The following is a 26,701-nucleotide window of genomic DNA, read 5'->3' as shown; positions in this document are numbered from 1 at the left end:
TGTCCCGGCAAGCAGCCGGATAAAGGATGTGTTCGATGACAATGGATCGCAGGACACTTCTGGCATCCGGCCTGCTCGCCGGGGCGGCCTCATGGCGGGCGGAGGGAATGATGGCCCCTTCGCCCGCCACCCCATCCGATGATCTGCCCGATACGCCAGAGGTGATCTCGCTTTGGCCGGGCGGGGCGGGGCCGGGACGGCTGCGCCCGATTGCGCAGGAAATCGTCGAGAGGTCGAAAGATCCCGCCCTGCCTGATCGCGCCATTCATGGCATTTCCCATCCGCGCATGGTGGTGTTCCGTCCGAAACAGCCCAATGGCGCGGCCGTGCTGATCACACCGGGCGGCGGCTATGTGCGCGTGGTGATCGACCGCGAGGGCTATGAAATGGCCCGCTGGCTGGCGGCGCGGGGTTTCACCTGCTTTGTCCTGTTCTATCGCCTGCCGGGCGAGGGATGGGCCACCGGCCCAGATACCGCCCTGATCGACGCCCAGCGCGCGATCCGCCTCATCCGCGACCGAGCGGGGCAATATGGCTTTGACCCGGCTCGCGTGGCGACCATGGGCTTTTCCGCCGGGGGGCATCTGTGCGCCGATCTCGCCTCGCGCTTTGATGCGGCGGTCTATGCTCCCATCGACGAGGCCGATCATCAACCCGCTCGCCCATTTTGTGCGGCCCCCATCTATCCGGTCATCTCAATGACGCCGCCTCTGGCCCACGCAGGATCGCGCCAGCAGATGCTGGGCGATCATCCCACGGCGGCGCAGGAGGCGGCCCATTCGCCCGACCGCAACATTCCCGGCAATCCGCCTCCGCATTTCCTGCTCCATGCCGAGGATGATCCCGCCGTGCCGGTGGGCAATACGCTGGCCCTGCGCGATGCGTTGAAGGCCAAGGGCGCAAAGGTGGAATGCCATTTGTTTGAACGGGGCGGCCATGGCTTTGGTCTGCGCAATGCGGCGGGCAAGCCGGTCGCGATATGGCCCCAGCTTTGGCTGAACTGGGCGCAGACGACGGGATTGGTGAAACAGGCATGAGCTTTACCATAGACCGCCGCGCCGCCCTGTTGGCGGGCGGGCTGACGACGCTGACCGCAATTTCGGCGCAGGCCAAAGCCGCCCCCGCGCAGGGCTTCGACAATCAGGCCGCGCCCGATCTGGGCAATGGCACTTTCCTCAACCCGATCCTGTCGGGCGACCGGGCCGATCCGGCGATCCTGCGCGATGGCGCGGATTATTACATGACCTTTTCCAGCTTCGACGCCTATCCCGGCCTGACGATCTGGCATTCGCGCGATCTGGTGAACTGGCAACCGCGCAAACCGGCGCTGCTGCGCAATATCGGGGCGGTCTGGGCGGTCAGTCTGGCCAAGCACAATGGCCGCTATTTTCTCTACATCCCGGTCAAGGCGGAGCGGAACGATACTTTCGTCATCTGGGCCGACCATATTGACGGGCCGTGGAGCGATCCGGTGCCGCTGGGCCTGCCCAAACATATCGACCCATGCCATGCGGTGGGCGAGGATGGCTCGCGCTGGCTGTTCCTCTCGGGCGGCGACCGGGTACGCCTGTCGGACGATGGTCTCTCGCTCGCCGGGGAGCCGGAGCATGTCTATGATCCGTGGCGCTATCCCGACACATGGGACGTTGAGGGTTTCAGTCCCGAAGGGCCAAAGATCCTGCGCCATGGCGACTATTTCCATATGCTGACCGCCGTGGGCGGTACGGCGGGGCCGCCCACCGGACATATGGTGATCGCCGCGCGCTCGCGCTCGATCCATGGCCCGTGGGGGCATCATCCCGGCAATCCGCTGGTGCGCACGGTGTCCGACAAGGAAGCATGGTGGTGCCGGGGCCACGCCTCGTTAGTGGATGGGCCGGACGGGTCGTGGTGGGCGCTCTATCATGGCTATCGTGCAGGGTTCTGGACGCTGGGGCGGCAATGCCTGCTTGATCCCGTCGTATGGGGCCGTGACGGCTGGCCGCGCATGACGGGCGGCGATCTTTCGCGCCCTTTGCCCAAACCGCGCGGCGGGCAGGCGCTGCCACACGGCATGGCGCTCTCGGATGATTTTTCCGCGCCGCTGGCTTTGGGCAGCAAGTGGGCCTTTTTCCGCCCCGCGCGCGATGAGGCGGCGCGGGTGCGTGTTGCCGATGGCGTGCTGCATCTGGCCGCCAAGGGCCATGCGCCGGTCGATGGATCGCCGCTGTTGCTGACGGCGGGCGACACATCCTATCGCTTTGAATGCGAGATCGAGATCGATCCAGGCACCACGGCGGGTCTTGTGCTGTTCTATGACGACCGGCTCTATGCGGGGCTGGGTTTTGACAAGGACCGTTTCGTCACCCACCAATATGGCATGGAGCGCGGCCGCCCGGCGCACACCTATGGCCATGCCTTGCGGATGCGCATAACCAACCGCCGTCACATCATCGCCATCCACACCAGCAGCGACGGCGGTCAGACATGGCACCGCTTTGACCGCGGGATGGAGGTGTCAGGCTATCACCACAATGTGCGCGGCGGCTTTCTCGCGCTCAAACCCGGCCTCTATGCGGCGGGCCGGGGCGAGGCCCGCTTTCGCGATTTCCGGTTTGCCGCGCTAGAGGATTAGGGCCTCAAGCGCGGCCGGCGCGACATTCCTGGCCCGCACCGCCTCGCCGATCAGCAGCAGCGTGGGATCATCATCGCTGATCGTGGCCACCAGAAAGGCCAGCGCGCTGAGCTTGCCCCGGATCAGGCGTTCATCGGGGCGCGAGACATTGACCGCCACCATCACCGGCGTTTCCGGGTCGCGCCCCGCCGCGATCAACCCCCGCGCAATCTCGCCCGCCGCCGCGCGGCCCATATAGACGCCGACGGTTTGCTGGTCACTGGCCAGCGTGGCCCAATCGAGCTGCAACGGTTCGCCTGCGCGCAGATGGGCGGTAACATAGGTCAACCCCCGCGCCGATCCGCGCAGCGTCAGCGAAGCCCCCGCGCTGGCCGCCGCCGCGCTGGCCGTGGTGATGCCGGGGCAGACCTTTGCCACCACGCCGCCCTTCGCCAGATGCTCAATCTCCTCGGCGCTACGGCCAAAGACGGAGGGGTCGCCGCCCTTCAAACGCACCACGCGCTGGCCCGCCAGAGCGGCTTCCAGCAACAGATCGTTGATCGACCCTTGCGCCTTGCTGTGGCGGCCAGAACGCTTGCCCACACTGACCATCCGTGTGCCTTGGCTGACCAGCGCCAGCACGCCTTCGCCCACCAGCGCATCATAGAACACCACATCGGCGGCGCGGATCAGCCTTTCGGCCTTGCGCGTCAGCAATTCGGGATCGCCGGGGCCTGCGCCCACCAGCCAGACCATGCCTGCGGGAAAATCATGGCTCATTGCGCCGTCTCCATCATCTTTGCCAACATGCGCGCCAGGGCAGGGCGGCAAGAGCCGCAATTCGTGCCCGCACGCGTTTCTTGGCCAATGGTCGCCACACTGCACGCGCCTGCGCCGATGGCTTGCTCGATATCCTTTTCGCCCACGCCGTGACAGACGCAGACAATCGGCCCACGATCCGGGACCGGAGTACTGGGTCGCGCGGCCAGCCATTCGATGGCCTCGCTTGTCTCGCCCAGTTGGTCGGCAATCCATGCGCGCTGGGGCAAAGTGCCATAACGCGTCAAGAACAGTGCGCCCGCCAGCGCGCCATCTTCGCCGCGCACCGCGATCCGGCGCATGCCGCGCTCGTGATCCGCCACCTCCAGCCGTTCGCCGGTGGGCAGCAGGCCCTCGACCGACACCGCGCCCATCCCGGCCAGTTCGTAAAGCCAGCCGCCCTTGACCCGCGACCGGCTCCAGAACAGCAGGCCTTCGGGCACCGCCGGTTGCTTGAGCAGCAGGAAACCCCGCCAATCCGCCTTGATCGGCTCGACCCGAGCCGGCGTGTTTTTAAACGCGGGCTGGCCCGAAACCGGGTCCACGCGCTGGGCGGGCAGGAGATTGGCGCGCGCTCCGCCCGCCATCACATCGGTCCAGTGCATCGGCACAAAGATGTCGCCCCGCCGCTGGGCATCGGTGAGGCTGACGCGAAACACTGATGCGCCGTTGGCCGTGGCCACGCGGGCCAGACCGCCGTCGCTCAGGCCATAGAGCATCGCATCATCGGGATGGATTTCGAGCAGGGCCTCGCGCCGATGCTGGGCCAGCGTGGGGGCATAGCCGGTGCGGGTCATCGTATGCCACTGGTCGCGATAGCGCCCGGTGTTGAGGCGCAGCGGATAGGCCGGATCAATTGTGGCAGCCATGGGGGGGCGCACCGCAATCAGCCGCGCACGGCCATCGCTCGTGCTGTAGCCATCGGCCAGCGGATAATCGCCGCCCCATTGAAAGGGCATCATCGCGTCATAATCGACATCCGAAATTGCCGCATGATCGCGCAGATCCAGCCGCCGCCCATGGCGCACGGCGAGCCCCGTCATCATGGCATATTCGCGCCAGATCTGGGCCGGGCGGTCATAGGCAAAGGCATCGCCCCAGCCCATGCGGGCGGCCACTTGCCCCATGATCCACCAGTCGGCCTTGGCCTCGCCGGGGGGGGGGAACAGGGTGCGCTGGCGGCTGATGCGGCGTTCCGAATTGGTGACGGTGCCGTCCTTTTCGCCCCATGCATGGGCGGGCAGGCGGATATGGGCAAAGCGGCCCGTGTCGGTGTCGGCAATCGCCTCGGACACCACCACCGTGGGGCAACGCGCCAGCGCATCGCGCACGAAACCGGCGTCGGGCATGGAGGCGGCCGGGTTGGTGGCCATCACCCAGAGGAACTTGATCGAGCCATCATGAATGGCGCGGAACATATCCACCGCCTTCCTGCCGGGGCCGGAGCAGATGTTGGCGGTGTTCCAGAAACCGGCCACATCGCGCAGCTCCGTATCCGAAAAGCCGAGGTGGCAGGCCAGCATATTGGCCAGCCCGCCCACCTCGCGCCCGCCCATCGCATTGGGCTGTCCGGTCATGCTGAAAGGCGCGGCGCCGGGCCGATTGATGCGGCCCATGGCAAGGTGGAGGTTGGTGATCGCATTGCCCTTGTCGGTGCCGCTGGAGGACTGGTTGGCCCCCATCGAAAACAGCGTGACCATACGCGGATGGGCGGCGACCAGATCGGCCAGAGCGGCAAACTGATCCGCCGGAACGCCCGGATCGCAGGGCAGCCCAGCCCAAAAGCCATGCGGCACATTCAGCCCCGCATCATCGGTCAACCCGCGAGCGTGCATTTCGGCCAGCAATGCGTTGAACAAAGCCACATCGCCATCGGGCGCCAGCGCGACATGTAGGTCGGCCTGTTCGGCGGTTTCGGTGCGGCGCGGGTCGATCACGACGATCCTGGTGCCGCGCGCGGCGCGGGCCGCTTCCAGGCGCTGCCAGATGACCGGGTGGCACCATGCGGTGTTACTGCCCACCAGCAGGATCAGGTCGGCCTCGTCAAGGTCGCGATAGCTGCCCGGCACAATGTCTTCGCCAAAGGCGCGATTGTGGGCGGCAACGGCGCTGGCCATGCAGAGGCGCGAATTGGTGTCGATGTTGGCGCTGCCGATGAAGCCTTTCATCAGCTTGTTCGCCGCGTAATAATCTTCGGTCAGCAATTGGCCGGAGACGTAGAAGGCGACCGCATCAGGGCCATGGGCCTCGATCACATCGCGCATCCGGTCGGCCACTTCATCGAGCGCCGCGTCCCAGCCGACCGTCTGATCGCCGATCATGGGCGCGAGCAAGCGCCCGTCCAGCGCCACCGTCTCGCCCAGATGCGTGCCCTTGGAGCAGAGGCGGCCGTGATTGGCGGGGTGCTGTGTGTCGCCCTGAATGGTGACGGCGCGCTGTCCGGGCGCGGCCGCCACCGCGGCGGCGATACCACAGCCAACGCCGCAATAGGCGCAAGTGGTGCGGATCGCCGTCTTGTTCATGCTGCGGCCTCCGGCGCCTTGGCCGAAACCAACGCTTCGCGCTTGAGATACAGCCGCCCGGCGTCCTCACGGATGGGGATGGTAGGCACGCAGCCCTTGTCATCGCCCAGCGCCTCGCCGGTTTTCAGGCTGATGTTCCAGCTGTGCAGCGGGCAGGTCACGACATTGCCATGCACGATGCCTTGGCTGAGGGGGCCGTGCTTGTGCGGACACTTATTGACCAGCGCATAGAACTGATTGTCCAGTGTGTGGAAAATGGCGATCTCTTCGCCACCCTGCACCGGCAGGGTGCGGGCATTGCCGGGGCTGATCTGTGTCGTCGGCCCGATATCGATCCAGTCGCCAATCATGGATACTGTGGTCATTCTGCGGCCTCCTTCATCTGCATGGTGGGGAAGGGGCGGAACTCGGCCAGATGCTGGTGGAGTTCGCTGTCCTCGCCGGCGGCGCGGCGGGCCCATGGGTCGTCCTGCATGAACTGTTGCGAGTAGTGGAAACGCGCGGCCAGACGGGCGACAGCTTCCGGATCGTCGAACAATTGCGCCTTGACGTAATCGAGGCCCACGCGTTCGATCCACGGCGCGGTGCGTTCCAGATACCATGCCTGTTCGCGGTAAAGCTGGATAAAGGCAGCGCAGGTGTCGAGCGCCTCCTGCTCTGTCGTTACCTTGGAGAGCAGGTCGGTGCCGCGCAGGTGAATCCCGCCATTGCCGCCGACATGCAGTTCATAGCCCGAGTCCACGCATATCACGCCAAAGTCCTTGATCGTGGCCTCGGCGCAATTGCGGGGGCAGCCTGATACGGCGATCTTGAACTTGTGGGGCATCCACGAACCCCAGGTCATCTGCTCGGCCTTGATGCCAAGGCCGGTCGAATCCTGCGTGCCGAAGCGGCACCATTCGGACCCCACGCAGGTCTTCACCGTGCGCAGCGATTTGCCATAGGCATGGCCGGACACCATACCGGCGGCATTCAGATCGCCCCAGATCGCGGGCAGGTCTTCCTTCTTGATGCCGAACAGGTCGATGCGCTGGCCGCCGGTGACTTTCACCAGACGGGCCTGATACTTGTCGGCAGCGTCCGCAATGGCGCGCAATTCGTTGGGGGTCGTTACCCCGCCCCACATGCGCGGGACCACGGAATAGGTGCCGTCCTTCTGAATATTGGCGTGCATCCGTTCGTTGACGAAGCGGCTCTTTTGATCGTCCACATATTCGCCCGGCCATGCGCAGAGCAGGTAATAGTTGAGGGCAGGGCGGCAGGAAGCGCAACCATCAGGCGTCTTCCACGTCAGTTCCTGCATGACCTGCGGAATGGCCTTCAGGTTTTTTTCCACGATCAGGCGGCGCACATCGTCATGGCTGAAGGTCGTGCATTTGCAGACCGTCTTCGGCCCCGACTTCACATCGTCGCCCAGCGTCAGCTTGAGCAGGCTTTCCACCAACCCCGTGCAGGAACCGCAGGAGGCCGAAGCCTTGCACTGGCTGCGCACAGCGTCCAGCGAGCAGGCGCCCGCGTTGATGGTGGCCACCACCTTGCCCTTGGTCACGCCGTTGCAGCCACACACTTCGGCATCGTCCGAAAGGGCGGCAACGGCGGCATTAGGGTCCGCGAGGGCGCCCCCGCCCTGGGCAAAGGCCTGACCGAAGATCAGGGCTTCGCGGATGTCGGAAATGTCTTCCTCGCGCTTGAGCAGGTCGAAGTACCACGATCCATCGGCGGTATCGCCGTAAAGCACCGCGCCGACCAGCTTATTGTCCTTGACGATCACGCGCTTGTACACGCCGCGTGCGGCATCGCGCATGACGATGTCCTCGCAATCGGCCCCGCCCGAAAAATCACCGGCCGAGAACAGGTCGATCCCCGAAACCTTCAGCTTGGTCGAGGTGACCGAGCCGGTATAGCCCGTGGGCGCGGCCACCGCAGCATCGGCCAGCGAGCGGCACATTTCCCAAAGCGGCGCGACCAGACCATAGCAGATCCCGCGATGCTGAACGCATTCGCCCACAGCCATGACCGCCGGATCGCTGGTGACCATATGGTCGTCGACCAAGATGCCGCGTTCGACTTCAAGGCCGGCCTGACGCGCCAGCGCGGTCGAGGGGCGGATGCCGACAGCCATCACCACGATGCTGGCGGGGATCTCGCGGCCATCCTTCAGCTTGACGCCTGTGACCTTGCCATCCTTGCCCAGAATTTCGGCGGTATCGGCCCCGGTCAGGATCGTCTGGCCCCGGCGCTCCAGTTCGGATTTGAGCAACCAACCGGCGGCCTCGTCCAATTGGCGCTCCATCAGCGTGGGCATCAGGTGCAGCACGGTCACATCCATGCCGCGCAGCGACAGGCCATGGGCCGCCTCCAGCCCCAGCAGGCCCCCGCCGATCACCACCGCATGGCCGCCCTTGGCCGCCGCCGCCAGCATCCGGTCAACATCGTCCAGATCGCGGAAGGACACCACGCCCGACAGATCCTTGCCCGGCACCGGAATGATGAAGGGTTCCGAACCGGTAGCGATCAACAAGCGGTCATAAGGTTCGACAAGGCCGCTGGCGCTCGTGACCGTCTGCGCCGTGCGATCAATCGCCACAACCGGATCGCCCGAGATCAGCGTGATGCCGTTTTCGACATACCACTCGGTTGTGTTGATCACGATGTCGTCAAACTGCTTCTCACCGGCCAGAACCGGCGAGAGCATGATGCGGTTATAGTTCACCCGCGGCTCGGCGCCAAAGATCGTGATCGCAAAGCGGCCTGCATCGCGGGCGAGGATTTCCTCCACTGCGCGGCAACCGGCCATGCCATTGCCGATCACAACAAGCCTTTCGCGCCAATCGCCTTCGGGGATTTTCACAAGGTTGGGGGCATTCACCTCGGGCACTCCTGGGTTTTGCGCGCCAAACGAAAAAAAGCCGCAACGAAGCCATCCGCTGGGACGGTTCGATGCGGCTTCGTTGCCACGCATATGTTGGATGGTATGCGATGGTTCCGGTCAATCCGCCCGACGTTGGGCGAGGAACCAAGGCATGTGTAGGTGTATCTTACCGCAACGCCGTCTATCTGCAAGAGATTTTGTGCGAATGCGAAATGTCATGATTAAGATAATGAATTAAAATAAATATTCCGCTTGCAGCCAGAACTTTTTGGTGTCCGCGCCAAAGCCCTTGGCCTGATAATCGGCATATTTGACCAGCCATGTGATCTTGCTGATCTTGAAGCCGATCTGGGCGTCCAACTCATTGCCATATTTCAGGCCGTTCACCGCGCTGCCGAACCAGTGATAGGTCGCGCCATAGTTGAGGCCGGGCAGGGCCTTGACCTTGGGAAACTTGCCGGAAACGCCCACATAAGTGTCGGCCAGGCCATTGGCGGGCGTGGTCAGAAACAGGTCCGCCGTGCCGTTGAATTTGTGGAGCGTGGCCATTGGCGTCTGAAACGACCATGTGCCGCCCGCCGCGCCGCGATCCGCGCCCAGTTCTTCATAGCCGCCGGTGAAGGTGGTGTTCATCACCGTAAGCGCGCCTTCGCCAAAGTAATAGTCGGCGCTATAGGCCCGCACGTTGCGGTCATAATTGCGCTGGTTGGCATAGCTGCCGGTCAGCGCGAAACTGATGCCCTTGGCCAGCCTGATGGGGGCCGTGTTGCCGCGAAGGCCATAGGTCTGTGAGGAATCCAGCGTGCTGCGCGCCGCCGCGTTCGAGAAGGCGGTTTTGTCGTAATCAAGGATATAGGCAAAGCCCTTGATCGACCCTATCCGGTTTTTCAGCCCGCCGTTGAGGAAGATGAAGCGACCATTATAGGCCGTGCGCGCGCCGCCATCATTGCCGAATATCGAGCGCTGGCTGATCGCATAGGTAGCATCCAGCGAGATGGGGCCGCCATTGACCGCGGCGCGCGCAGCGTCAAACGTCTGTTCATTCTGGCGCCAGGCGACCGAGCCGACAAAGCGCTGATCGTCCAGATTGATGCGCTGGCGGCCGATCGTCAGGCCGATGCCCTGCTTCTGATAGGCGATCTGAAAACGGTTGAAGGCGGCGTTCTGCGGATCGGGAATCACGGCCTGCGTGCTGTGATATTGGCTGCTGGCGAGGTTGGCATAGGGGAAACCGCTGTAATGGTCGTCCAGCGCCACTGTCCCGGCGCCCTCAACCAGCGCCGAGAGGCCCGATGCCTTGTGCTTGATCTCCGCCCCGGCGCGCACGCGCAGCGTGACGGCGTCCGCGCTCTTGGTCGTGGCATCGACGTCTTCCCAGCGCAGCCGGGCATCGACAATCGGGTCAAACGTCATCGTGCCATCGGCAAAGGGCACCGGATCACCGAAACCGGGAGCGGCATAGGCATTCGTGGCGATCAACGCGACCGGCGCGGCGGTAAGCAGATAACGGATCATGGCTCGTCCCCTCATGGAAAATCTGCCCGTTCAAAAGGCAAAGCTCTCCCGTTCCCGCCCCGGCGGGTTGATGCTCTGTTGGTGGTTTTGTCACACGCCAGCGCGGGCTTTGTGGGGCAGGGCACAGAACGCAAAAATCCGCCTCGGTCTGCTTCCCCCTCCTTGGGGAACAGACCGGGCGGCACCATTGCCACGAAACTTTGCTGGCGTTTCGCTTCCGTTGGCCAATCCCGTCTTTGGTTTCGGCCTATCGAAACGCCCTCCATTTTTACGGCGAGCGAAGAAATTTCGGCAAGCGCTTATTCCCCCTGACGCCCGCGCCTACGCTATTTGGCGTAGGCGTCGCGCGCCAGATAGCCCGCCAGATCGGCCGGATCGAAAATACGACCATCGAAAAACGCATTCTTTTCCAGCGTTATAAGCCCCTGCTGCGTCCCCACGGCCATCGGCTGGCGCAGGCTGCCCTCCACCTTGGACGAGGCGCCGGGCAGGGGAGCATCGGTCCCCGTCAACGCGCTGCGGTAAACATCGGGGCGGAAAACGCGCGCCACCTTGGCCTCATCGCCCGCGTCATAAGGCGTGCGGTCCCAGCGCAGCATTTGCGAATAGAGCCACTGGGCCTGACTGACCCACGGAAAATTGGCCGCTTCCCGGTATTGAAACATGAAGTCGGGGAAATGGATCAGCTCGCCGCCTTTGTGCAGCAAGAGCCGGTCGGCCAGCGCGCGCTGGATCAATTCGACATCAGCGTCGAGATATTCCGGCCGCGCCAAAATCGCCGCATTGGCGGCCAGCGCCTCGGGATCGACGAACTGGCGTGCGGCGCGGTGCAGCGCGCGGATCAGCGCCTGCACCTCGGCACGGCGCGCTTCCATCACCGATTCGCGCATGGCCAGCACCTTTTCCACGCCGCGCCGCCACACTTGCGCCGTGGCCAGAACGATCGTCCCCGCGCCGCGTTCAACCGCCACGCTGTTCCACGGCTCGCCCACGCAAATGCCGTCGACATCCCCCGCCTCCAGCGCGTCGGCGCAGAATGGCGGGGGGACGGTGGTGATTTCAACGTCTTCGTCGGGCCGGATGCCGCAGCCCGCCAGCCAGTAGCGGAGCATGTAATTATGGCTGGAATAGCGATGGACCACGCCAAAGCATAAAGGATGGCCCGCCGCCTTGCGCTCCATCGCAATGGCGCGCAGCGCCGCGCCCACCGCCGCCGGATCGCCCAGCGCGCCCTCTGGCGCAACCTGCGCGGCCAGATCGGAGCGCAGCGTAATCGCATTGCCGTTCAGCCCCAGCACGAAGGGGGCGGACAAGGGCTGGGCAGGGCGGCCGCGCCCCAGCGTCGTGGCAATCGCCAGCGGGGCCACCATATGCGCCGCATCGGTGTGGCCATAAAGCAGCCGGTCCAGCACCGTGGCCCAACTGACATCCTTCACCAGTTCGAGGGCCAGCCCTTCGTCCGCCGCAAAGCCATGGACATGGGCCAGAATCGGCAGCGCCGCATCGACCAGAGGCAGAAAACCGATGGAGAATTTGCTCGTCATGCTGCGCGTCCCATCAATTATGGCCAATCAATTTATGCGCGGTGACCACCGCCTCTGCGATATCGGCAATGCGCTTGCCCTGGTTCATCGCCGTCTTACGCAATTCGGCGTATGCCTCCGGTTCGCCCAAGCCGCGCGTCTGCATCAGGATGCGCTTGGCCTTGTCCACCGCCTCGCGCTCGGCCAATTTGCTTTGCGCAACAGAGAGTTCGGTTTGCAGGCGCGAAAAGGCATGGAAGCGCCGGATGGCCAGATCGAGGATCGAGCGGATGCGGTGCGGGGCAAAGCCGTCGACCACATAGGCCGAGACCCCGGCATCGATGCTGGCGCCGATGGATTCCTCGTCGGAATCATCGACAAACATGGCGATCGGGCGGGCCAGAACGCGGCTGACGGCGAAATATTCCTCCAGCACGTCGCGGCTGGGATTTCCCAAATCCATCAATACGATATCGGCGTCAATTTCCGAAATGCGGCGCACCAGTCCCCGCCTTTCGGTGATCACGAAGATCTCGCAATCGCCAAGCTGGGCAAGACCTTCCTGCATCACGCTGGCCCGGACCGCGCTTTCATCGATGATGGCTATTCGCATGGCTTCTCGATGGCGGCGGACGGGCTGTGACGCAAGGGGCTTTGCGCGATTTCCAATTTGCTCTTGCATAGAGGGGACGAATCCGGCATTTTTATTTCGCAGCTGCCGCAAAGGCGCGGTCGGCTATTTGCAAAATCATCCTCACAACCATAGTCGGCAATGGCGCCGCTCCTTTCATCAAGGTGCAGCGCCATGTCCAATCGACTTTTACCGCCAGATCAACGCCACAATCAGCGCCGCAAAGAGCAGGGCGGATACGCCTTTCCAGAAGGCGACAGGATGCCGCTCGATCAGCGCGGGTTTGCGCAAGGGCGTGCGCTCGACCGCCGCTCCGCCTTCCAGGGCGCGCAGCAATTCGACGACATCGCCAAACCGGTCCTGCGGGGCAATCGCCACGGCGCGCAGCAGGACGGCATCGAGCCAACCGGGCAATTCGGGCCGCGTGCGGCTGGGCGGAACGGCCTCGCGGAAACGCGGACGGCTGAAGGCCTCGGCCTCGCCATAGGGCCAGGCGCGGGCGAACAGGCGCCACAGCGTCACGCCCAGCGCGAATTGATCGCTTTCCTCGCTGCCCGCCTCGCCGGAAAACATTTCGGGGGCCAGATAGGAGGGCGTGCCGGGGATCTCGTCGCCGGTGAAATCCTCGATCCGGGGCAGGCGCGCCACGCCAAGGTCCACCAGTTTCAACCCGCCTTCGCGCGGCAGGATGACATTTTCGGGTTTGATGTCGCGGTGGATGATACCCTGTCGATGCAGCGCAGCCACCGCGCGCGTCAGGCCGACGGCAATGCCCAGCGCCTCGTCCAGCGCGATGGGTGCTTTCATCCGCTCCTCCAGCGTCTGTCCGTCATAGAAGGGCTGGACCCCGTAGAGGCGGGTCTGGCGGTCCTGCGAAACGGGGATCGCGCCGCCGACAAAGGGACTGCTCACCCGGCTGCCGATCAGCAATTCGCGGGTAAAGGCCGAGCGCGCGCCGCTTTCGGACAGCAGAGTCGGCTTGGGAAACTTGATAACCACTTCGGCACCATCGACCGTATCGGTGGCACGAAACAATCGCGTGTAGCGGCCATCGGAGAGCACGCTTTCCAGGCGGAAGCCATCAACGCTATCGCCCGTTTCGGGCGGCGGCAGGATGGGCAGGCGCGCCAGATCGCCCGCAATCGCATCATGCCCCACCGCGGGCAGGCTGACCACATCGAGCACCAGCGCGCTGGCATTATCCTGTCCGCCCGCATCCAGCGCCGCCATGGTCAAAGCCTGCGCGTCGGCCTCGGCCGATTGCCTTTGGCCAAGAATTTTCTCGATTTTTCGTGCCGACAGAACGCCATGCACGCCATCGCTGGTCAACAGCAAGCGGTCATGTTCGGCCAGAGCGATCTCGTGATGGTCCAGCCGCAACTCTTCCTCCAGCCCCAGCGCGCGCAGCAGGATATGACGCCGGTCGGGATGGGAATGGGTGTGGTCTTTGGTGATCTGGCTCAAGTGTCCATCGCGCAGCAGCCACGCCCGACTGTCACCCACATGGCAGACATGAGCACGACGCCCACGCAGAACCAAAGTGGTGAATGTTGTGGCGCAATGCGCCATCGTCTCGCTGCGCCCCATGGCGGAGAGCCAGCGGTTATACGGCGCCATTGCCCGATTGACCGCAGCGGCCACGCCAATCGTGTCGCTCTGCGCGAAATAGCCGTCGAGCAGACTGGCCACCGCCAGTTCCGCCGCGATCCGGCCACCTTTGCCGCCCGACACGCCATCGGCCAGCGCGGCCACCATTCCGCGCCCGGCCCGCTCGGTTTCCGTGCCGAGGTAAACACCGGCAAAATCCTGATTTTCCGCGCGCGGCCCGCATTCGCTGGCCACGCCCGCGCTTACCCACAACCTGCCTTCATCGCGCATGTCCCGCCATCCCTCTCACGTACACACGCGATTGGGCAGGCTGGTCAAGGCGCCCGTCAAGCCCTTAAATCCTTTCACCGTGGAGACCCTTTGCGATGACCGACAAATCCTTTTGGCAATCGGGCCACAGGCCTACGCTGATCATGGCTTTCCTCTATTTCGATGTCGCCTTCATGGTATGGAACCTGCTCGGCCCGTTGGCGCCGATCTTTTCCAAGGCGCTGGCGCTCTCGCCCGCGCAAAAGGGTTTTATCGTGGCTGTCCCCACACTGGCGGGGGCCGTGCTGCGTCTGGTCAACGGCTTTCTGGTGGATCGCATCGGTCAGAAAGTGACCGGCACGATCGGCCAGATCATCGTCATCGCAGGCCTGATCGCGGCATGGCATTTTGGCGTTTCCTCGATGAACGGCCTGATTGCGGTCGGCATCATCCTCGGCTTTGCCGGTGCCAGCTTTGCGGTTGCGCTGCCGCTGGCCAGTCGCTGGTATCCGCCCCAGCATCAGGGCAAGGCAATGGGCATTGCCGGTATGGGCAATTCGGGCACGGTGCTGGCCGCGATCTTCGCGCCGCTGCTGGCCAAGGCCTATGGCTGGGAAAATGTGCTGGGTCTGGCCGCCATTCCCGTCGCGATCATCTTCGTCGCCTATCTGGTCTTCGTTAAGGACAGCCCGCATCAGCCCCCCGCCAAATCGACCGGCGACTATGTGAAGGGCTATTTCAAGATGCTGGCCGATGGCGACGCATGGTGGTTCATCCTGTTTTACGGCGTAACCTTTGGCGGCTTTGTCGGCCTGTCGGGCTCGCTGCCCAGCTGGTACACCGGTGAACTGGGTTTTACCCCGGTTCAGGCGGGCTATGCCACGGCGGCCTGCGTGTTTGCCGGTTCGCTGGTGCGCCCGATGGGCGGGGCGCTGGCTGATCGGATCGGTGGGATCAAGACGCTTTCGGCGGTCTATGCGCTGGCCGCCGTGCTGCTGGTGGTGATCTCGCAATCCCCGGCCAGTTTTGCCGTGATGTTCCCGCTGTTCTTCCTGACCATGGCCACGCTGGGCGTGGGCAATGGCGCGGTGTTTCAATTGGTGCCGCAGCGCTTCCGTCATGAGATCGGCGTGATGACCGGCCTTGTCGGCTTTGGCGGCGGCGTGGGCGGGTTCTACCTTGCCTCGTCGCTGGGCCTTGCCAAGCAGTGGACCGGCAGCATGAGCAGTGGCTTCCTGATCTTTGCGGCTCTTTCGGTGGTGGCTCTGGCCGGCCTGACCGGCGTCAAGAAGCGCTGGCGCACGACCTGGGGCGCGGCGATCAGCGGGGTCCGGATCTAACTCTCAACCAAATTTCGGGCCAGTTTGAAATCGGCATGGAGCCATGTTCCGAAATCCTGAGGCTTCAGGATCACGGGCATGGCGTCCACCGTCAGGATCGCAAAGCTGGGAATTTCGGAATCGCGCCATATGCCTGCAGCGGCCAGAACCGGGCGGGCGCGATCCTCCATCCAGCCGCCCCGCGCATGAAACGCCGTCATCGGCACAAGGCAGCGGAACTGGGTATGGCGCAGGGTGCCGATCCAGAACGGGCTGTCCAGATTCCGGACATGGGTGACGATATGTTCGCCGCGGGGAGGGGGCGGCACGCCCCACAGACGCGGGACGAGAATGCGCCCTCGCTCTTTATCGCGTATGGCCACCGGAGCATAACCGCCCGGCGCCACTGGCCCGCCCGCCCAGACATCACCCGCCGCATCCGCGCCCAGCGCCGCCGCGATCCGGGCGGCATCGGCATCCAGACGATAAGCGGCAGGCATCAGCCCAGCTTCAACCCCAGTTCGGCGAGCAATTGCGCAGCCTGCGCGCGCGAAATCGTGGCCCCGCGAAACAGCGCCGCATCGGTCAGCCGCAACCCGCCAAGATCGGCCCCGCGCAGGTCCGCCTTGTCAAACCGCGCGCCGACAAGATTGGCATCGCGCAGGCTGCAATCCTCGAAACTCACATCGCGGAAATCGCATTTGCGCAGATCGGCCTGCGAAAAATCGACGCGCGTAAAGCGCTGCTTGCGGAAATCCAGCCCGGCCAGCTTGGCCCCGGCCATCAGCGTTTCCTCGAAATGAGCATCGACAATCCGCGCATCGCCAAGGTCCGCGCCGGTCAGCTTGCCGCCGATAAAGCGCAGGCTGGTCATTCGCGCGTGGCGCAGATTGGCATTGTTGAGATCGCACGAACGGAACACCGCATCGGTCAGATCTGCGTTGAAAAAACCGGCCATGGGCGCGCGGCAGGACTGCCATTGCGTGCGCTCCAGCCGGGCCTTGGTCAAATCCGCCCGGCGCAGTGTGCAGCGCTCAAACCGCCATCCGGCCAGATCGAGTTCACCCAGTTCCGCCTCATCCAGATCGCAATCGAGGAGGTGGACGCCATCCTTATGCGCCTTTGCCAAAGCGGCAATGTCATCACGGCGCAGGGTGCGATTATCGATTGTTTCGGGCATTCTCTCTCTCGTTTGATGCATGCGCCGGTCAGGTTTCGCGGGCCTGTTTGATCCGGTGAAAAGCCTCACCCATCAATGCCGTGACTTCCGCCTCGCTGAGCACCTGTTCGGGCAAATATCGCAGGCCCACCCGGCGGGTCATCGACCAGTGATCGACATAGAGCGCCTTGTTGGGCCCAAAGGCCAAATCGACATGTTTGGACAGGAGTGCCGGGGCCGCAGCCGAATAAGCAAGGCGAAACAGGGCGATATCGACCACATAGGGGCCAACCATCAGCCAGCCATAAGCAGGCCCGAGAACCGGACGGCCATCGACGCCAAGATAGCCGCGCATGACGTAAACCGGCGCATCAATCGCGCGCTCGATGCTGACGGCCAGTGCCGCGCTCATCATCGTGCCAAGATCAGCAGGGGCGTCCGGCTGCGGCGGAAACACCGCCAACAGATCCACCGCACAGCGCGAAATCACGGCGCGGTCGGCATCGCTCATTTGATACGCCTTGAAGGCCTTGGCGGCAGGCCAGCCATGCGTCGCGGCCACGCGCTTGCCCAGTTGCAGAATGTCCTGGTTGGTCGTCATGGCCGCGCCTTAGTGCCTATTGCGGCTTCGGGAAAGCACAAACGGGGAATGGCGGAGTTTTGGATTGAAGGGGATTATAGGGGGCGAAAAGTGCCAATTTTTGCACCGTTGCGATTTACCGATAATGCCGATTATGTAAAAAGTGATCCGACGCCGTTGCGCTGATACATGCGTCAATCAAAGGCCAAACTGAGCGGCCAGCAAAGCCACCAGGCCAAAAACCACCACCCACAACAGCGCCATGCCCAATTTACGCCGCGCCCCCAAACGATAGCTCGACAGATTGCGCCAAACCAGCATGAGCATTAATGCCACCGCGATCAGCGCTACAATCTGATCCATGCTGACCGCGCCGGATTTCATGCCGTGATGACCATGCCGTCAAAGCCGACATCCACATGGGCCGGTATTTCCTGGCTCAGCGTCGCGTAATCCATGCTCTTGTCCAGATGGATCAGCGCGACCTTCTTCGCCTTGGTCAGATTGGCCAGTTCAAGCGACATCGCAAGGTTGGCATGGGTCGGATGCGCTTCTCGCCGCAGACAGTCGGTGATCAGCACGTCGGAGCCGTAGAACAGCGAAACCATCTCATCGGTAATCTCGCTGAAGTCTGTGGCGTAACTTATTGTCTTTCCATCACAATCGAAACGAAATCCAGTGCTCTTGGCCGGACCGTGCGGCATCACCGTCCAGCCGATCCCGATCCCGGCGCACATCCGCAACTGGCTCAAGGTTTCAAGCTGAACAATCGTGTGATAGCCGAATTGCCCTGCAAAAACATAGCCAAAGCGCTGCCGCAGCCGCCGCACCGTTTCATCCACGCCATAGCCCGGGATAGGCCCCGACCGCCCATAGCGCAGCGGGCGCAGATCATCGATGCCATGGGCGTGGTCGGCATGATCATGAGTCCAAAAAACAGCGTCTATCTTATGGATATTGTTGGCGATAAATTGCTGACGCAGATCGGTGGACGTATCCACCAGCAACCTCGTTCCGGCATCGTTTTCGATGATGATCGAGGCGCGCGTGCGCCGGTTACGCGGTTCTTCGGGGTCGCAATCGCCCCAATCCAGTCCGAATTCGCCGCCGATGCGTGGCACGCCGGTCGAGGTGCCGCTGCCCAGAATGATAGCCTTCATGCCGCTTTTCCAAACAGCTTGCGGAAATTCGTCGTGGTCTGCGCGGCCAATTCCTCAACCGCAACGCCGCGCAGGCCCGCCACAAAACGCGCCGTGTCGGCGGTATAGGCAGGCTCGCAAGTCTTGCCCCGATGCGGCACTGGCGCAAGAAAAGGCGAGTCCGTTTCCACCAGCAAGCGATCCGCCGGAACTTCAGCGGCAAAAGCCTGCAACTCTTTCGCGTTTTTGAAGGTCACAATACCCGAAAGCGAGATCGTCAGCCCCAGTTCCACCATTCGCGCGCCAAATTCGGCTGAGGCGGTGAAGCAATGGATCAGCGCCGGAAAGGCCCCCTCGCCCATCTCCTCCTCTATGATGCGCGTGGTGTCCTCCTCGGCATCGCGGGTATGGATGATCAGCGGCAGGCCCGTTTCGCGCGACACGCGAATATGGGTGCGGAACAGGGCCTGCTGCACCGCGCGATCGGAATGGTCGTAATAATAATCGAGCCCGGTTTCCCCGATCCCGATCACCTTGGGATGGCGCGTGGCCTCCAGCAAGGCGCCCTCGCCCAGATCGGCATGCTCGTCCGCCTCATGCGGATGGATGCCCACCGTGGCCCAGACATCGCTATTGCGCTCGGCCGTGGCGATCACCGCGCCCCATTCGCTTTGCCGGGTCGAGATGTTGAGAAAGCCGCCGATACCGGCCGCACGGGCGCGGGCCAGAACCTCGTCCTGATCCTCGACCAACCCCTTGTAATTGAGGTGACAATGCGAATCGATCAGCATCAGTCCTCCGTGGGCATTTCAAGACGGGGAAACACGCCGACCGGCTGCGACAGGGTGAATTGCCCCGCCAGCGCGGCCAGCCAATCCGTGTCGAGCGCATCATAGTCGCGTGCTTCCACGCCCATCTGGTCCAGCAACTTGTCGATGGCATTGGGCACCACCGGACGCACCGCCAGCGCCAGATCGCGCACGCAGCGCAGCAGCGTCATCAACACCGCCTCCATCCGCGCCGGATCGGTCTTGCGCAGGGTCCATGGTGCCTGTTCATCAACATAGGCGTTGCAGGCGAAAACGGCGCGCATCCAGCCATCAAGACCGGCGCTGAAATCATAATCGGCAAAGGCAGCGCGCATTTCGGCAATGCCCGCGGCGACCGCATCACGCAGCGCCACATCAGCCTCAGCCACCGCACAATCGGCCTTCAATACCCCACCCATGTTCTTGAATACCATGGACAAGCTGCGCTGCGCCAGATTGCCGAAGCTGTTGGCCAGTTCCGCATTGCACCGCGTGACAATCGCCTCGGCGCTATAGGAACCGTCATTGCCAAAGCTGACCTCACGCAACAGGAAATAGCGCAAGCTGTCCACCCCGAACCGCTCGGCCAATTCCAGCGGATCGACCACATTGCCCAGCGATTTCGACATCTTCTCGCCGCGATGCAGCAGGAAGCCATGGCCATAGACCTGCTTCGGCAGCGCCAGATCCGCGCTCATCAGGAAGGCGGGCCAATAGACGGTATGAAACCGCACAATATCCTTGCCGATCAGGTGGATATCGGCAGGCCACCACTTGTCCATCTCCGGCGTCTTGTCCGGATAACCCAGCCCGGTCAGATAGTTGGTGAGCGCATCGACCCACACATACATCACATGCCCCGGCGAACCGGGCACCGGCACGCCCCAATCAAACGAAGTCCGGCTGATCGAGAGATCGCGCAGGCCGCCTTCGACAAAGCGGATCACTTCGTTGCGGCGGCTTTCGGGCTGAATGAATTCGGGGTGCTCGGCATAAAGCGCCAGCAACTTGTCGCCATAGGCCGAGAGGCGGAAGAACCAGCTTTCCTCCACCGTCCATTCCACCGGCGTGCCCTGCGGCGAGAGCTTTACTCCATCCTCGCCCGCGACCAATTCGCTTTCGTCATAGAAAGCCTCGTCGCGCACCGAATACCAGCCCTCATAGCGGTCGAGGTAAAGGTCGCCCTTGGCCTCCATTGCCTGCCAGATCGCCTGGCTGGCGCGGTAATGGGCCTCGTCGGTGGTGCGCTGAAACTTGTCATAGCTGATGTTCAAAGCATCGCACATCGCACGGAAATGGGCCGACATTTCATCGCAGAGCGCGCGCGGCGTAATACCCAGTTCACGCGCCTTCTGCGCCATTTTCAGCCCATGCTCGTCCGTGCCGGTCTGAAACCGGACATCGCGGCCCGAGGCGCGCTGGAAACGGGCAATGACATCGGCGGCAATCGCTTCATAGGCATGGCCGATATGCGGCTTGCCATTGGGATAGGCGATGGCGGTGGTGATATAGAATGGTTCGGCCATGAGCCTGCGGCACCTACAATAGAATGGGCAAATGAAAGAGATTGCCGTCTCTCTAGGCAAGCATCCGCCCGCTGCAAACCGCTTTTTTGCCTGTGTCCGAATTACGGCGTCCGATTATCGCCCAGATGCCGAGGCCAACAAGGCTCCCATCTCCATCGCCAGCATGGGCGGCTCATAGTTGAAGATCGGCGCCTCGGCGCCCAAACGGACCAAGGCAGCATGGGCCTCGATCATCCGCGCCTGTCGCTCTGCGTTCGCCGTACGCAGCCCCGCGGCCAGCACTGCCCTCGCCAGCTCAAACGCCGCCTGCACCCGCGCCCGGCTGGGTCTTGGCCCCATCACCGTGGCCAGTGCGCCCCGCAGCGCCAGATCGGGATCGCCCTCTGCCGCCAGCCTTTGCATCAGCGCATGGACCGGGGCCAGATCCTCCTCGACAAACTCCAACGCCACGCCGGGCGACCCCTGCGCCGCCGCAATCGCGGCCGCGCGCGTTGCCGCATCGGTATGGGGCGCGGCGCGGCTCAGCACCAGATCGACCTGTCCATCCTCGAGCGGCGCAAAGCGCAGGATGCGGCAACGCGAGCGGATCGTGGGCAGCAGACGCCCGATGCGATGCGCCACCAGCAGGAAATAGGTGCCCGCAGGTGGCTCCTCCAGGGATTTCAGCAGCGCATTGACCGCATTCTTTTCCAGATCGTCCGCCGTGTCCAGAATGACCACCCGCCGCTCGCCCAGCGTGGGGCGCGTGTTCAAGCGATGCTGCATCCGGCGGATTTCGTCGATGGGGATCGAGCGCTTGCGGTTATACTCCTCGCCCGCCTCGCGCTTCTTCTCGTCCTCTTTCGTGGCGGGCGGATATTCGGGGATCAGAATGTCGGGGTGCATCTCGACCGGAGGCTGGGCCACGCCGGGCTGGGCCACCAGTTCGGCCGCCGCGATCCGGGCAAAGCTGCCCTTGCCCACGCCCTGCGGTCCGGCCAGAATCCAGGCGTGATGCATCCGCGCACCGCCCAGCGCCGCATGCCATTCGCGCCACGGAGCATCATGGCCCAGCAGGCGCGTCACAACAGCGGGCCGATTGCCGACATCACGGCGTCATGCACGACATAGATATCTTCGGCACCGTCAATATGGACAAACCGCTCCGGCTCGGCCTCGGCAAAGCGTTCAAAAGCCGCGCCCACGCGGGCGTGATATTCCGCCGCGCGCCCGCCGATGCGGTCCGAACCATCGGCATCACGCGCCGCCAGCCTTGCCGATGACACGTCAACCGGCACTTCAAAAAGCAGGGTCAGGTCCGGCAACAGCCCCTCGCTGCCGATCCGGTGGAGCGTGAGCACATCCTCATCCGACAATCCGCTGCCGCCGCCCTGATAGGCGCGGCTGGAATCGATGAAGCGATCACAGATCACCCATGCCCCGCGCGCCAGCGCCGGTCGGATCAATCGCTCGACATGATCGGCCCGCGCCGCAGCAAACAGCAGCGCCTCGGCCCGCGCGCCCCAGCCTTCACCATCGGTGCCCAGCAGCAGCGCGCGGATCGCCTCTGCCCCCGCCGTCCCGCCCGGTTCGCGCGTCAGCACCACTTCATAGCCGCCCGCCCGCAAGGCTTCGGCCAGCAATTTGCTCTGGGTCGATTTGCCCACGCCCTCGCCGCCTTCAAGCGCGATGAAGCGCCCGGCACGCACTTGGTCCCCCATCAGGAAATCAACCTTGCAAAACCAAACTTAACCCGATCCATGACCCCGCCTTTTTCGACCTCCTGCGCCGCCGTCAATGGCAAACGCACGGGCGCGGCTCCCCCAAGCCGCACTTCCAATTCGGCCACCGGCGTCCCCTTGGCAATGGGGGCCACCAGCGGTCCGTTATAAATCACCCGCAAATTGGCCGGCGCCGAGGCCCCGGCAGGCATGGTGGCAAACATATCGCGCGGGGCGATCAGATCAACCGACCCGACCTTGCCGCCCTGCACCTGCGCGGAGGCGAGCTTGGTCCCGGCGGCCACCAACGGCTGGTCCTCCCACGCGGAAAAGCCCCATTCCAGCAGAGCCTTGGCCGCCGCCGTCCGTTCGCGCGGGGTGGGCACACCGGCCAGCACCATCAGCAGGCGCCGCCCATGGCGCTGGGCCGAGCCGAGGAAATTATAATGTGCCTCGCCGGTAAAGCCGGTCTTGATCCCGTCCGCGCCGGGCACCACGCCCAGCGTCGGGTCATGGTTTGGCTGGGTGATGCCATTCCATGTCATGCCGGGCTGACCCACAAAGCGACGGTAATAATCGGGATAGCGCGTCAGCATCGCACTGGACAATTTGATCAGGTCATTGGCCGAGACATAGGTATTGCCCTTGTCCATCCAGCCGTTGGGCGTGCCAAAATGGCTGTGCGTCATGCCAAGGCGGCGCGCGGCATCATTCATCTTTTCGACCCAGCCCGCCACGCTGCCCCCGGCCCCTTCGGCCAGAACCACCGCGCCATCATTGGCCGAAACATTCATGATGCCCATCAGCAGGTCATGGACCGTCGGCTTGCTGCCCTCGGACAGAAACATGCGGCTGCCCTTGGAATGCCATTCGCGCCAAGCCTCGCGGCTGACGGTAAAAGTCTGATCCTCGCGCAATTCGCCTTTGGCCAGCATTTCGAAGGCGACAAAGGCGGTCATGGTTTTCGTGACCGAGGCGGGCAGAAAGGGCGTGTCGGCATTATGGGCATAAAGCGTGCGCCCGGAGCCCAGATCATAGAGCAAGGCCACCGGGGCGCTGCTCACCTCGGGCGGCGGCAGCGGATCATCGGCCCGCGCGGCCAGCGCCACATTGGCCGCATTCGATGTGGGCGCGGGCAAGGGCGGAGCCAGCGGCACGACCACCTGACCCGAATTGACCCCGCCATGCGCGGCCAGCGCCGCCAGTCCCGCCACCGAAACCGTAACGCCAGCAATAACCAGCTTTTTCATTCGAGAAATTTTCAAACCCGTTCCCGCAACCTGTCCGGTCCCCCTCCGTTTTGAATGGGGGCCGCCAGACGCGGGGAACGACCTTTAATCCCCGCGCTGGATTCGCGCTTCGGTATAACCAGCAGCCTTGGCTTTAGCCAGCGCGGCTTCGGCGGCCGGGCGTGAAGGATAGGCGGCCGAGCGCACACGCCAGAGCGACCCCCCGCCCACGATCTGCGCTCCTGCGGCGCGGGCCAGCGACTGGGCGCGGGCTTTTTCCGAGAAGGCGCCATATTGCACCACAAAGGCGCCCGCCGCCGGGGCCGGTGCGGCGCTGACCCGCGCCTCCAGAGCAATGGGGGCGACGGGCTTGGGCTTGGCGGCCGGTTTGGCCATGGCGACGGGCTTGGCAACAAGCTTGGCCGGCGCAGAAACGGGGGCGGGTTGGCTTGGCGCGGCATAGGCCAATTCGGTCGGCGTCCTGACCGGGGCCAGCGCGGTGAAGCGCGGCGTGGCATAGGAGGCGCCAGTCACAGGCGGCGCGACAGGCTGGCGCGGCGTGGGGGCCACGGGCATGGGCGCGATGGCGGCCTTCACAGGCTTTGCCACAGGCGCGACCGTAGCCAGCCGGGACGCCGCCTTGGCCGCGGGCGCGTCATCATCGTCGTCGCGCGCCGCGCCCACCAGAACGCTGGTCGCCAGCGAAGCGCCAGCGTGATTGGCGTTGGGATCCGTGGCCAATCGGCGTTGCAGCACCGCCAGCAAGGGCTTGGGCGTGGGCATCCGTTCGGGCGCGTTCATCCCGGCCCGCAGCAAGGCGCGCTCATTCTCCAGCGGGTTGACCCGGCGCACACGCACCGGGGCCTGACCATCCGCGCTGGCCCCCAGTTGCGCCAGAGCGGCGGGCGAAAGTTCGATGGCATGCGTGCTGTCCATCGGACCACGACGTTCAACGCGCACCAGGATCGTGCGGCCATTGGTCAGCGAAGTCACCTCGACATAGGAAGGCAGCGGCAAGGTATGATGCGCAGCCGAAACGCCGGACGACGGGCCGCCGACCGAGGCATAGCCGACCGCATCATAATTCATCGCATTGGCGGGCGAAAACACCGTATCGCCCACCTTGTAAGGCTCGCCCAGCACAACCGGATAATCCGCCGCCGGGCCTGAAGTCGCGCGCGGCGTGTCGGGCATGGCGGGCGCGGGGGGCAATTTGCCGCCGCCGGAGACGAAGGGGATCTTGAGCCCCGCATGGGCGGGCATCGCCCCCGCCAGCACGGCCCCCGAAACGGCCAGTCCCAGCATCAGGCGCGCTACTCGATGTTCAACGGGCAATCTCATTGGCCAGCAATCCCACACTCAAAGCATAATAGTTCGAGCAGTTATAATCGAGGATAACCCGATAATTACCGGTTAAGAGGAAAGCAGGTTTTCCTGCGCCATCCGGCTCGATCAGCGTAGTGAGTTCGGAATCCCTGATATTTCCCTGCGCATTCACCCCTAATGCGCGCCATTCGGCCACGGTTTTCCATTGGCTCATGCGCGCATGGACGCGCGGACAAACTGGCGAATCGAGTCGCGAGGCGACACCGGCCCGGTTAAATCCATCCAGCACCGTCGCCGCCACGCCCCACGGCACCCCCGGTTTCCACCCAGCATCGCGGAAATAGGCGCCGATCGAAGAAAGCGTATCGACCCGGCTGTTCCAGATGTCAGCAAAGCCGTCGCCATCGCCATCCTGCGCAATGCGCAGATAGACCGAGGGCAGGAATTGCGGATTGCCAAAGGCCCCTGCCCAACTGCCCCGCAGGCGGTCGCGCGGGACGCCGCGATCCACCATTTTGAGCAGAGCGATAAATTCGGTCGCAAACAATTCGCGCCGCCGCCCCTCATAGGCCAGCGTGGCCAGCGAGCCGGCCAGGTCGAAGCCGCCCTTGGCCGCGCCATAATCGGTTTCCGCGCCCCAGATCGAAAGCAGGATGGGCAAAGGCACGCCATAACGCGCCTCGATCCGCGCGGCATCGCCCGCCACATTGTTATAGACCGCCCTTCCCCGCGCAATGCGCGAGGCATCCACATGCTTTATCCGATAGGGCGCATAGGCGGGCGGCGTGGTGGTCGTGCTGGCGCCGGGCTGGCTGCGGTCAAGCTGGATGACGCGGGGGTTATAGGTCAGCCCTGTCGTCATCGCCTGAATGGTTGCCTCGCTGACGCCCTCGCCCCGCGCCCGCGCGGCCAGCAATTGCAGATAGGCGTCGAATCCGGCCGGGCTTGCGTCTTCCTGCGCCCATAATTGCGAGGGCGGCATGGTCGCGGCCGCCATGCCCAAGGCAAGAGAAAACAGGGCAATCAAGCGGCGGCGGCGCGTGGGGCGGATCATCATGGCGCGCTTATGGCACAGCCATCGACGCAAAAAAACCCGCCAGCCCTTGCGCTTGGCCGGGAATCAGGGCTATGCGCCGCAACACAAGGACAGGTGGCCGAGTGGTTTAAGGCAGCGGTCTTGAAAACCGCCGTGGGTGGAAGCTCACCGTGGGTTCGAATCCCACCCTGTCCGCCAAGGCCACTTCTAACGCCTTGATTGGCCTGGAAATAGCGGTATTCCAAGGCTTTCAGAATCGCTCAGGTCCCAATGAGCGGTCCAAATGGCACTGCGTAGGGTAGAACTTTATCGCAGCCAATCGGGCCTCCGGTTTGGCCGAGGTTGAAGACCGCATTGCTGCCCCGCGCGCTGCTGACAAGCCAGCCGATGCACTCACCGCCCTCGATCTGTCTCAGCGTGAATGCCCCGCCTTGGCCGGGCCGCGATGTGACCATTTCCAGGCTCGCTATCAGGCAAACCCCGGCGATGCCGAGGGGCGCAATTGACGCAGTTTTCCGTTGATTATCCGGCGCTTCGGGATGACTT

The 26,701-nt window shown here is 63.8% G+C and carries 23 protein-coding genes and 1 tRNA gene; 4 read left to right on the top strand and 20 right to left on the bottom strand.

Features of this window, described 5'->3' with window-relative positions; all coding sequences use genetic code 11:
* The first annotated feature begins 35 nt into the window (after positions 1-35).
* Together PQ467_RS10180 and PQ467_RS10175 are read left to right on the top strand one after the other, a co-directional pair.
* Positions 36-1,037, top strand: coding sequence for an alpha/beta hydrolase (locus PQ467_RS10180; RefSeq protein WP_274173313.1), 1,002 nt, complete (start codon positions 36-38; stop codon positions 1,035-1,037).
* Positions 1,034-2,614: a family 43 glycosylhydrolase gene (locus PQ467_RS10175; RefSeq protein WP_274173312.1), complete on the top strand. Its 1,581-nt coding sequence runs from the start codon at positions 1,034-1,036 to the stop codon at positions 2,612-2,614. Before PQ467_RS10180 ends, PQ467_RS10175 begins: the two co-directional genes overlap by 4 nt.
* On the opposite strand, the gene cobA is transcribed toward PQ467_RS10175, so the two are convergent.
* The 8 genes from cobA to PQ467_RS10135 form a co-directional block, all read right to left on the bottom strand.
* The gene (gene cobA, locus PQ467_RS10170) at positions 2,603-3,373 is read right to left on the bottom strand and encodes a uroporphyrinogen-III C-methyltransferase (RefSeq protein WP_274173311.1); all 771 of its coding nucleotides are present in this window, start codon (positions 3,371-3,373) and stop codon (positions 2,603-2,605) included. The genes PQ467_RS10175 and cobA overlap by 12 nt on opposite strands.
* Positions 3,370-5,934 carry a nitrate reductase gene (locus PQ467_RS10165; protein ID WP_274173310.1) on the bottom strand — a complete coding sequence of 855 codons (2,565 nt, stop codon included), beginning with the start codon at positions 5,932-5,934 and terminating at the stop codon, positions 3,370-3,372. The genes cobA and PQ467_RS10165 overlap by 4 nt, the downstream gene beginning before the upstream one ends.
* Entirely contained in the window at positions 5,931-6,284 is a 354-nt protein-coding gene (gene nirD / locus PQ467_RS10160; RefSeq protein WP_274176129.1) for a nitrite reductase small subunit NirD, read from the bottom strand. Before nirD ends, PQ467_RS10165 begins: the two co-directional genes overlap by 4 nt.
* Before the next feature lie 11 nt (positions 6,285-6,295).
* On the bottom strand, positions 6,296-8,803 hold the full coding sequence (gene nirB / locus PQ467_RS10155) for a nitrite reductase large subunit NirB (protein WP_274173309.1): 2,508 nt from the start codon (positions 8,801-8,803) through the stop codon (positions 6,296-6,298).
* A 237-nt stretch (positions 8,804-9,040) separates the two neighbouring features.
* On the bottom strand, positions 9,041-10,321 hold the full coding sequence (locus tag PQ467_RS10150; RefSeq protein ID WP_274173308.1) for an alginate export family protein: 1,281 nt from the start codon (positions 10,319-10,321) through the stop codon (positions 9,041-9,043).
* Between the two features lie 326 nt (positions 10,322-10,647).
* The gene (locus PQ467_RS10145; protein WP_274173307.1) at positions 10,648-11,865 is read right to left on the bottom strand and encodes an ABC transporter substrate-binding protein; all 1,218 of its coding nucleotides are present in this window, start codon (positions 11,863-11,865) and stop codon (positions 10,648-10,650) included.
* Positions 11,866-11,878: 13 nt separating this feature from the next.
* Positions 11,879-12,457, bottom strand: coding sequence for an ANTAR domain-containing response regulator (locus PQ467_RS10140; RefSeq protein ID WP_274173306.1), 579 nt, complete (start codon positions 12,455-12,457; stop codon positions 11,879-11,881).
* A 207-nt stretch (positions 12,458-12,664) separates the two neighbouring features.
* Positions 12,665-14,353 carry a bifunctional protein-serine/threonine kinase/phosphatase gene (locus PQ467_RS10135; RefSeq protein ID WP_274173305.1) on the bottom strand — a complete coding sequence of 563 codons (1,689 nt, stop codon included), beginning with the start codon at positions 14,351-14,353 and terminating at the stop codon, positions 12,665-12,667.
* A 95-nt stretch (positions 14,354-14,448) separates the two neighbouring features.
* On the opposite strand from PQ467_RS10135, the gene PQ467_RS10130 reads away from it, so the two are divergent.
* Positions 14,449-15,672: a nitrate/nitrite transporter gene (locus PQ467_RS10130; protein ID WP_274173304.1), complete on the top strand. Its 1,224-nt coding sequence runs from the start codon at positions 14,449-14,451 to the stop codon at positions 15,670-15,672.
* On the opposite strand, the gene PQ467_RS10125 is transcribed toward PQ467_RS10130, so the two are convergent.
* The 12 genes from PQ467_RS10125 to PQ467_RS10070 all read right to left on the bottom strand — a co-directional run bounded on the left by PQ467_RS10125 (position 15,669) and on the right by PQ467_RS10070 (position 26,173).
* Entirely contained in the window at positions 15,669-16,151 is a 483-nt protein-coding gene (locus PQ467_RS10125; RefSeq protein ID WP_274173303.1) for a DUF159 family protein, read from the bottom strand. The genes PQ467_RS10130 and PQ467_RS10125 overlap by 4 nt on opposite strands.
* The gene (locus PQ467_RS10120; protein WP_274173302.1) at positions 16,151-16,831 is read right to left on the bottom strand and encodes a pentapeptide repeat-containing protein; all 681 of its coding nucleotides are present in this window, start codon (positions 16,829-16,831) and stop codon (positions 16,151-16,153) included. The genes PQ467_RS10125 and PQ467_RS10120 overlap by 1 nt, the downstream gene beginning before the upstream one ends.
* A gap of 28 nt (positions 16,832-16,859) precedes the next feature.
* Positions 16,860-17,411: a hypothetical protein gene (locus PQ467_RS10115; RefSeq protein WP_274173301.1), complete on the bottom strand. Its 552-nt coding sequence runs from the start codon at positions 17,409-17,411 to the stop codon at positions 16,860-16,862.
* A 177-nt stretch (positions 17,412-17,588) separates the two neighbouring features.
* A complete protein-coding gene (locus tag PQ467_RS10110) occupies positions 17,589-17,774 on the bottom strand; it encodes a hypothetical protein (protein WP_274173300.1) in 186 nt (61 codons plus the stop codon).
* Positions 17,771-18,550, bottom strand: coding sequence for an MBL fold metallo-hydrolase (locus PQ467_RS10105; protein ID WP_274173299.1), 780 nt, complete (start codon positions 18,548-18,550; stop codon positions 17,771-17,773). The genes PQ467_RS10110 and PQ467_RS10105 overlap by 4 nt, the downstream gene beginning before the upstream one ends.
* Positions 18,547-19,320 carry a TatD family hydrolase gene (locus PQ467_RS10100; RefSeq protein ID WP_274173298.1) on the bottom strand — a complete coding sequence of 258 codons (774 nt, stop codon included), beginning with the start codon at positions 19,318-19,320 and terminating at the stop codon, positions 18,547-18,549. Before PQ467_RS10100 ends, PQ467_RS10105 begins: the two co-directional genes overlap by 4 nt.
* Positions 19,320-20,864, bottom strand: a complete 1,545-nt coding sequence (metG, locus tag PQ467_RS10095; RefSeq protein ID WP_274173297.1) for a methionine--tRNA ligase — start codon at positions 20,862-20,864, stop codon at positions 19,320-19,322. Before metG ends, PQ467_RS10100 begins: the two co-directional genes overlap by 1 nt.
* 114 nt (positions 20,865-20,978) lie before the next feature.
* Positions 20,979-21,929: an AAA family ATPase gene (locus tag PQ467_RS10090; protein ID WP_274173296.1), complete on the bottom strand. Its 951-nt coding sequence runs from the start codon at positions 21,927-21,929 to the stop codon at positions 20,979-20,981.
* Positions 21,926-22,552, bottom strand: coding sequence for a dTMP kinase (tmk, locus tag PQ467_RS10085; protein WP_274173295.1), 627 nt, complete (start codon positions 22,550-22,552; stop codon positions 21,926-21,928). The genes PQ467_RS10090 and tmk overlap by 4 nt, the downstream gene beginning before the upstream one ends.
* 11 nt (positions 22,553-22,563) lie before the next feature.
* Entirely contained in the window at positions 22,564-23,814 is a 1,251-nt protein-coding gene (locus tag PQ467_RS10080; protein WP_274173294.1) for a D-alanyl-D-alanine carboxypeptidase family protein, read from the bottom strand.
* A gap of 84 nt (positions 23,815-23,898) precedes the next feature.
* Positions 23,899-25,134, bottom strand: a complete 1,236-nt coding sequence (locus PQ467_RS10075) for a septal ring lytic transglycosylase RlpA family protein (protein WP_274173293.1) — start codon at positions 25,132-25,134, stop codon at positions 23,899-23,901.
* Positions 25,118-26,173 carry a lytic murein transglycosylase gene (locus PQ467_RS10070; protein ID WP_443193006.1) on the bottom strand — a complete coding sequence of 352 codons (1,056 nt, stop codon included), beginning with the start codon at positions 26,171-26,173 and terminating at the stop codon, positions 25,118-25,120. Before PQ467_RS10070 ends, PQ467_RS10075 begins: the two co-directional genes overlap by 17 nt.
* A gap of 90 nt (positions 26,174-26,263) precedes the next feature.
* Between PQ467_RS10070 and PQ467_RS10065 the strand changes: the two genes are divergently transcribed.
* Positions 26,264-26,353, top strand: a tRNA-Ser gene (locus tag PQ467_RS10065).
* The last annotated feature ends 348 nt before the right edge of the window (positions 26,354-26,701 follow it).

The sequence above is a fragment of the Novosphingobium sp. KACC 22771 genome (assembly GCF_028736195.1).
GTDB lineage: Bacteria > Pseudomonadota > Alphaproteobacteria > Sphingomonadales > Sphingomonadaceae > Novosphingobium.
This window is presented reverse-complemented; position numbering and strand designations above follow the sequence as displayed.